At 46.7% G+C, this 6,315-nt stretch carries 6 protein-coding genes; 3 read left to right on the top strand and 3 right to left on the bottom strand.

Translation table 11 applies throughout. The annotated features are described in order from the left end of the window. The 3 genes from ACESON_RS03570 to ACESON_RS03560 all read left to right on the top strand — a co-directional run. Positions 1 to 416, top strand: a 416-nt coding sequence (locus ACESON_RS03570) for an FMN-binding protein (RefSeq protein WP_373108552.1), incomplete at its 5' end; no start/stop codon positions are given. Between the two features lie 113 nt (positions 417 to 529). After that, complete coding sequence (locus ACESON_RS03565; RefSeq protein ID WP_373108550.1) at positions 530 to 1,324, top strand: sulfite exporter TauE/SafE family protein; 795 nt, start codon at positions 530 to 532, stop codon at positions 1,322 to 1,324. Between the two features lie 138 nt (positions 1,325 to 1,462). Then, positions 1,463 to 2,248 (top strand): biosynthetic peptidoglycan transglycosylase, encoded by a 786-nt coding sequence (locus ACESON_RS03560; protein ID WP_373108548.1) that lies wholly within the window; start codon positions 1,463 to 1,465, stop codon positions 2,246 to 2,248. A gap of 18 nt (positions 2,249 to 2,266) precedes the next feature. Here the strand turns inward: ACESON_RS03560 and ACESON_RS03555 are convergent, their stop codons facing one another. The 3 genes from ACESON_RS03555 to ACESON_RS03545 all read right to left on the bottom strand — a co-directional run bounded on the left by ACESON_RS03555 (position 2,267) and on the right by ACESON_RS03545 (position 6,077). Next, complete coding sequence (locus tag ACESON_RS03555; protein ID WP_373108546.1) at positions 2,267 to 2,905, bottom strand: GNAT family N-acetyltransferase; 639 nt, start codon at positions 2,903 to 2,905, stop codon at positions 2,267 to 2,269. 84 nt (positions 2,906 to 2,989) lie between these two features. Then, on the bottom strand, positions 2,990 to 5,017 hold the full coding sequence (locus ACESON_RS03550; protein WP_373108544.1) for a M28 family peptidase: 2,028 nt from the start codon (positions 5,015 to 5,017) through the stop codon (positions 2,990 to 2,992). A gap of 88 nt (positions 5,018 to 5,105) precedes the next feature. After that, a complete protein-coding gene (locus ACESON_RS03545; protein ID WP_373108543.1) occupies positions 5,106 to 6,077 on the bottom strand; it encodes an AraC family transcriptional regulator in 972 nt (323 codons plus the stop codon). Positions 6,078 to 6,315: the final 238 nt, after the last annotated feature.

Genomic DNA, 6,315 nt, shown 5'->3' with positions numbered 1-6,315 from the left:
TGGAAGAGCTGACCAGCGCGATTCTGGAAAAAGGAACCGTAGAAGGCGTGGATGCAGTATCCGGAGCGACCGTTACCTCTGAGGGTGTGTTTGCTGCAGTGAAGGCTGCTGTGGAAGCAGAGGCTGTTGAGGAAGAAACCAAGGCAGTTGCTGTGGAGGGCGCCTTAACAGGAACAGCTAAGGGCTTTGGAGGAGAGATCCAGGCTCAGGTGGTTGTTGATGAAAGTGGAGTGATTACAGATCTGCTTCTGATGGGAGATGGAGAGACTCCGGAAATCGGCGGAACCGCTATGGAAGAGCTGACCAGCGCGATTCTGGAAAAAGGAACCGTAGAAGGCGTGGATGCAGTATCCGGAGCGACCGTTACCTCCGAGGGTGTGTTTGCTGCAGTGAAGGCTGCTTTGGAGCAGAAATGATAAGAATTGCGGGGGAAGTTGTTTTTCAGTAAGAGCAAGACAGGAGTTTCCCGTACCTGCCAGATTTTGGAAAGGACGGGTTTTCCTGTATAGAAGAAGGAGAAGGAAACATTATGAGTTTATATTTGTATTTGATATTTCTTGGGGTAAGCTTTGGAGCATCTGTAGTAGGGGCTATCTGTGGAATCGGCGGCGGCGTACTGATTAAGCCAATTCTCGATGCCTTTGGAGTATTGAGTGTAGCCAGTATCAGCTTTTTATCAGGCTGTACGGTTCTGTCCATGTCCTGCTATTCCGTTTTGAAGGCACGGCTCAGCAAAGAGTCTCTGGTTGATTTAAAGACGGGTACTCCTCTGGCGATAGGTGCAGCTATTGGCGGCGTTACAGGAAAAATGATGTTCCAGTATCTGTCTGATATGTTTACAAATAAGGATCAGGTAGGAGCTATTCAAGCAGTCTGCCTTTTGATGATTACTCTGGGAACTATGATTTATACGCTGAAAAAAGATCAGATTAAGACGCTGCACGTTCAGAATCCGCTGGTGTGCATCGCGATTGGCCTTGTTCTGGGAATCTGTTCCTCCTTCCTGGGAATTGGCGGAGGCCCCATCAATCTGGTGGTATTGTTTTATTTCTTCTCTATGGATACTAAGACAGCAGCACAGAACTCCCTGTATATTATTTTGTTCTCCCAGATTACCAGTCTGGTGAATACGCTGATTACCCATACAGTGCCGGAATTTGAGGTCGGACTTCTGATTCTCATGGTAGGCGGAGGAATTCTTGGAGGAGCAGCAGGAAGAATTGTCAATAAACGAATGGACGTTAATATGGTAAATAAGCTGTTTATCGGTTTGATGGCAGTGATCATGCTGATTTGTGCATACAATATTTATCAGTTTATGTAAGAATTCGTAATAAATTCGTCAGAAAGTTTCAAATGTTTTCAGAAACCCTAAGGGAATGGTAAAGTCTTACCGGAAATTTCATGGTAAAATAGTTTTGTAAAATGAAAACGAAGAAAACCATGAAAGGAGCGGTGGACAATGATAAAGAAAATAATTGGATATGTGGCAGCGATGATGATGACTGCGGCAGCCTGTACCGGGTTCACCGTTGCCGGACAGGGTTATGAGATGTATCAGGCAGCAGTTGCAGAGACAAGTCTGGAGAGTATGGTTGATTCCATTCGCAGCAAAGAAGGCTATACGACTCTGGAGGAGTTGCCGGATACCTATCTGAATGCAGTGGTTTCTGTGGAGGATCACAGATTTTACAGTCATTTCGGTCTGGATCCGATTGCTATCTGCCGTGCTCTGGTCAATGACCTTCGGGCAGGACGGTATGTGGAGGGCGGAAGTACCATTACCCAGCAGTTGGCCAAGAACCTGTATTTCAGCCATGAAAAAAAGATGGAGAGAAAGATTGCTGAGGTTTTTGCGGCACTGGAGCTGGAAAGAAAGTACAGTAAAGACGAGATTCTTGAGCTGTATGTCAACAGTATTTCCTTTGGTGAGGGATACCATACAGCAGGAGATGCCAGCCGCGGATATTTTGGCAAGGAGCCCTGGCAGATGAATGAGTATGAGTGCACACTTCTGGCTGGCGTTCCTAATGCTCCTTCCAGATATGCGCCTACCAGGAATCCAGGTCTGGCAGCTCGCCGTCAGCAGCAGGTATTAAGAAGAATGGAGGCCTGCGGTCATCCAATCTCTTCTTCAACAAAAAGCCGCGCGGCAGCCTATGCGTCTCAGACTGCTCCTGTACAGACAGAGCAGAGGACAGGCGGGGTCAGAACAGTTCCTGTTTTAGGATTTGCAGGCGCAATCTAAAAAATGAGAGTCGGCTCGTTACAGAGCCGGCTCTTTTATCATACAATATTGTTTTAAAGAAAAGTGGGCTTCTACAATGTCATACAGCTGGAAACCGAAATGGTGATAGAATTCCAGATTTTTTTCATTATGGGTCTCCAGTGAAATCATCATCTGATGGCGGTTTGCATAGTTGATGGCATCATCCAGAAGAAGAGCTGCAATTCCATGATGCTGCATCTGGGGATTGACAGCCAGATAAATAATGTGAAGCCGCTGCTTCTGATGAAGACGTTCTGTCCAGCGGGAATTCAGATAATCCTCCCCCTTTAAAAAATTGCCGAAGGTTTTAAGCGTCGGGTCCTCCTTGATCAGATAGGTGTCTGTCTGGAGAAGGGCCTTGGCTTCTGACAGATAAAAATGAATAAAATTGTAGGGCTCTGCTTCGTCAGAAACCACAAGCACTCCGTTTAATTCAGGGCTGTCGGCGAATATTTCACATGTTTCATAAAATTCAGTCATATCGCAGTGGAACAGCTCCGGCATCAGGCGGGTTCTGATATCCGGGTCCGGGATCAGAGTTTCGTAAAGGGGATCGTGGGCGAAACACTGATTCAGCAGCAGTTCCAGCTTTGGTAAATCATCTCGGGTTACGCGGTATAGCGTTGTACTGTCCATAAAAATCCGGCAGAAGATCGGTCTGCCTTTCCTTTCTGAGGTATTTCTGCAATTGCAGTTTCGTTGTTTTCCGTTCCTGTTTTGTTATACAAGAAAGGCTTTCTCTGCCAGGGCTTTTAAGCGCTCCAGAGCCATGGAAAGCTCCTCCAGCTGAGTGGAGCGGATACGGGTGAGAAGGCGGATTTCCTCCTGAAAATCAGAAGACTTTGTTTTTTTCTTTGCCAGAAGAGCCTTTACCAGGTGGTACAGATTCTGGTGGGGAAGCAGCCGTTGATAGCCCCATTTCAGGCGTTCCCGCGGCTGGTGGAAGGCGTACTCGGTAAAGTGATTGTAAACCTGTTCGTCAAACATAAAAGCATAGGCATTGTTGTCTAACTGATACAGGCTTCCCAGAGCAGACTTTAAATCATTCTGCTTCAGGTTTTCAATCGCATTGTCCAGAAGGGACAGTCGTTTTATGAAAATTTCATGAGGATAAAATACATTGCCGTACCAGTCGATCCGGACAAGCTCGTCCTGGGCCAGCAAAAACAGTTCTAAGGCATGGCGTTCGTCTTGCCGGGAATTTTCAAAAAGCTGTTCTGCCTCCGAAAGGTGTCCCTCCTGCAAAAGGGTACGGTACTGGAGATTTGTTTTCTCGACAGTCTTGTAAGCAGCCTCCGCAGACAGCTCTGCCTGAGAAAGAAGCTTCTTCAGTGAGGCAAAGCTGGCGGAAACCTCCTTGGGGCCTTCACATTTGAGAGCCTTTGCGGCCCGATGCATGACAGGGGCAAAATTCAGTGGAACAACGGCAGTCTGATCCAGCTCATGAACAAGGAGAAGAAACAGCTCGTGGTGGAGACGGTACACATCCTCGTCATAATAATCATCGTTGTCAAACTGAGAGTGATAGTGGGTTTCCATAAAGCTGCCGCCTGTAAAATCATTTACCATAGAAGGGATGCCTGCAATGGCAATGGAAAAATCATCAGACCAGGTTTCGATGGGGGCTGTTACACTGGTTTCATCCGGATAAGCCTTTGTAAGGGGCGGAAGCTGCCGGAGGAATTCATTCAGATAGCTGGTGTATTCGTAGCAGCTGCGGATTCTTGCGCGGGTTCCGTGGGCCAGAGCAGGAAGCTCAAAGTTCAAATCAGCAATGACCTTTCCAGCCCATTCAGGATGAGCGGTGAAAACCTGTTCATAGGCGCCGGTGGACCAGTCAAAGCTGGAGTCGGCAACTCCCCATTCCTCTGCGGCCATGGCGCAAAACACAAGAGTGTTCCGGGGCTGATAGCCGCTGCGAATCAAGGCTCTGGCAATTCCAAGCATCATGGAAACGGCAGTATTGTCATCCTGAAATCCGCTGAAATAAGAGTCGTAATGGGCAGACAGAAGAATCATCCGCTCCGGGTGAAGGCCGGGAATGGTACCGGTTATGTTGTAGGTGGTGCAGCCGCGGGTAACTCTTGTATCGGCATCAAGCGTAACAAGAAGTTGTCCGGGACAGTCTGTATTTTCGTTTGCCGTCAGCATGGCCTTTAAGGGGGCGGCGTCTTTTCTGGAAATGGAAAAGGCCGGTGCGTTTTCCGGTCCGGCAATATCCTGGGCATTAAGCGCTTCATCGTCGATCTCGCCGTATCCTCCGCTCTGAACGGCAATCAGAGCCGCAGCTCCCTTTAAATGGGCCTGGTAAACAGGATAATTGATCCACCATTCATCTCTCTGATTGATTTCTACCAGAACCAGTTTTCCCGATACATCTCTGCCTTCGTAATCCGCCTCCGTACCCTTGCCCAGATACAAAAGGGGATATTCCCGGGGGCCGTCTGTGACCATGGTGGTCTGATAAGCACCTAAGAGAACAGAGCGTTTTTCTCCATCCAGCGCGGTGTAGGAGAGAAGAGCCTTTTTAAATTCCCAGCCGTCTGCCGTAACGGGATCTTTGGTAACGGAACAAAGACCGATCCGTTCCATTTCCTCTTTCAGCATTTCTCCTGTCTGGAATTCGGCCCGGGAACCTGAGGTCCGGTATCCCAGTTCTGGATGAGTGCGAAACTGTTCCATTTTTTTGGCCAGACGGTAAGAATAATCTATGTCAAGAGCATTCAGAAGTTCCTGTTGTATCTCCATTTTGATTGCCTCCCTGTCGATTAATCGGCTTTATTATATCACTTGCAGAAAAGAAAGCAAGTAAAAAACGGATCCTCTCGCAGAAGCACTATGCTCTGCGGAAGAATCCGTTTTTATGAATCAGCCGGTACTGACGCGGAGTCATTTTGCACCGTTTTTTAAACTGACGGTAAAAATAGCTGAGATTTTCGTAGCCTACATAAATGGCAATTTCCTCAACCCGGAGATCCGTCTCAAGAAGCAGCTGGACAGCCATCTGGAACCGCTTTTTCATCAAAAGCTCCCGGAATGTATGGCCGGTTTCTTCTTTGATAATTTTGCTCATGGTGGACAGGGGCTGGTGGAAATCATCGGCCAGCTGGCTTAAGGTTACGGTACTGTAATGGGAATCAATACAGCTCAGAGTTTCCCGTATAATGGTGTCTCTGTAACCATGGAAAAAATTGCTGCTGATACAGTGAGAGCTGTCTGTCAGATGGAGAAAAATCAATCCCATGGTATACTGGTATAAAGCAAGCGCGTTGCCGGGTTTTTCACAGGAAATCTGAAGCAGATTGTCCACAAGGTTGTGAATCAGCCGAAGTCCGTTGGTATGCAGCAGAAGATACTGGGAAACAGGATTGTTCTGGCGCAGAGAATTTACAAGGAAAGCTCTGATTTCATTTTCCTCTGAAATCATCTGCAGGGGAATATCGAAAAATTCCGGACGAATAATAAAAACAATTCCGAGATTCCCTTTCTCTCCGGGAGGCCTGCCGTGCTCCACATATTGGTTCATAAACAGGAGATCCCCTTCGTTGAGCGTTATCTCGGTTCCGTTGATCTGATGGGTAATGGAACCGGAATAAGCATAAAACATTTCAATGTATTTGTGTTTGTGCGTGGGAATTCCTGCTTCTGCATCCAGCAGCCGTACAGCAATCATTTGACGGTTATGAAAAAATGGTTCAAATTCAAGCTCTGCTGCAGTATGCTCATCTGCAATCTGGAATTTTTCTGTCAGATACTGTTCTTCTTCTGGAGTCAGGCAAAGAAGTTTTTTCAATTCTTGTTCTTTCATATTCTGTCGTTCACTTCTTTCTTCTGCACCATTCCGATCTGGCTGCAGATATAGGGTACTTTCATAGAAACTTTCACATTGTTTTTTAGTATATCAGAAAAAACAGAAATTGTTTAGATTCTGGATTTACAAAAAACTATCTTGTTTTTCTGTCATAGTATAGTGGTAAAAGCCAGAACATATGCAATATCCACAAATGCATGAAGTGAAAAACAGTCAGTTCAGGTATACGATTTTC

This window comes from Lachnoclostridium sp. Marseille-P6806, from assembly GCF_964238185.1.
GTDB lineage: Bacteria > Bacillota > Clostridia > Lachnospirales > Lachnospiraceae > Brotaphodocola.
This window is presented reverse-complemented; position numbering and strand designations above follow the sequence as displayed.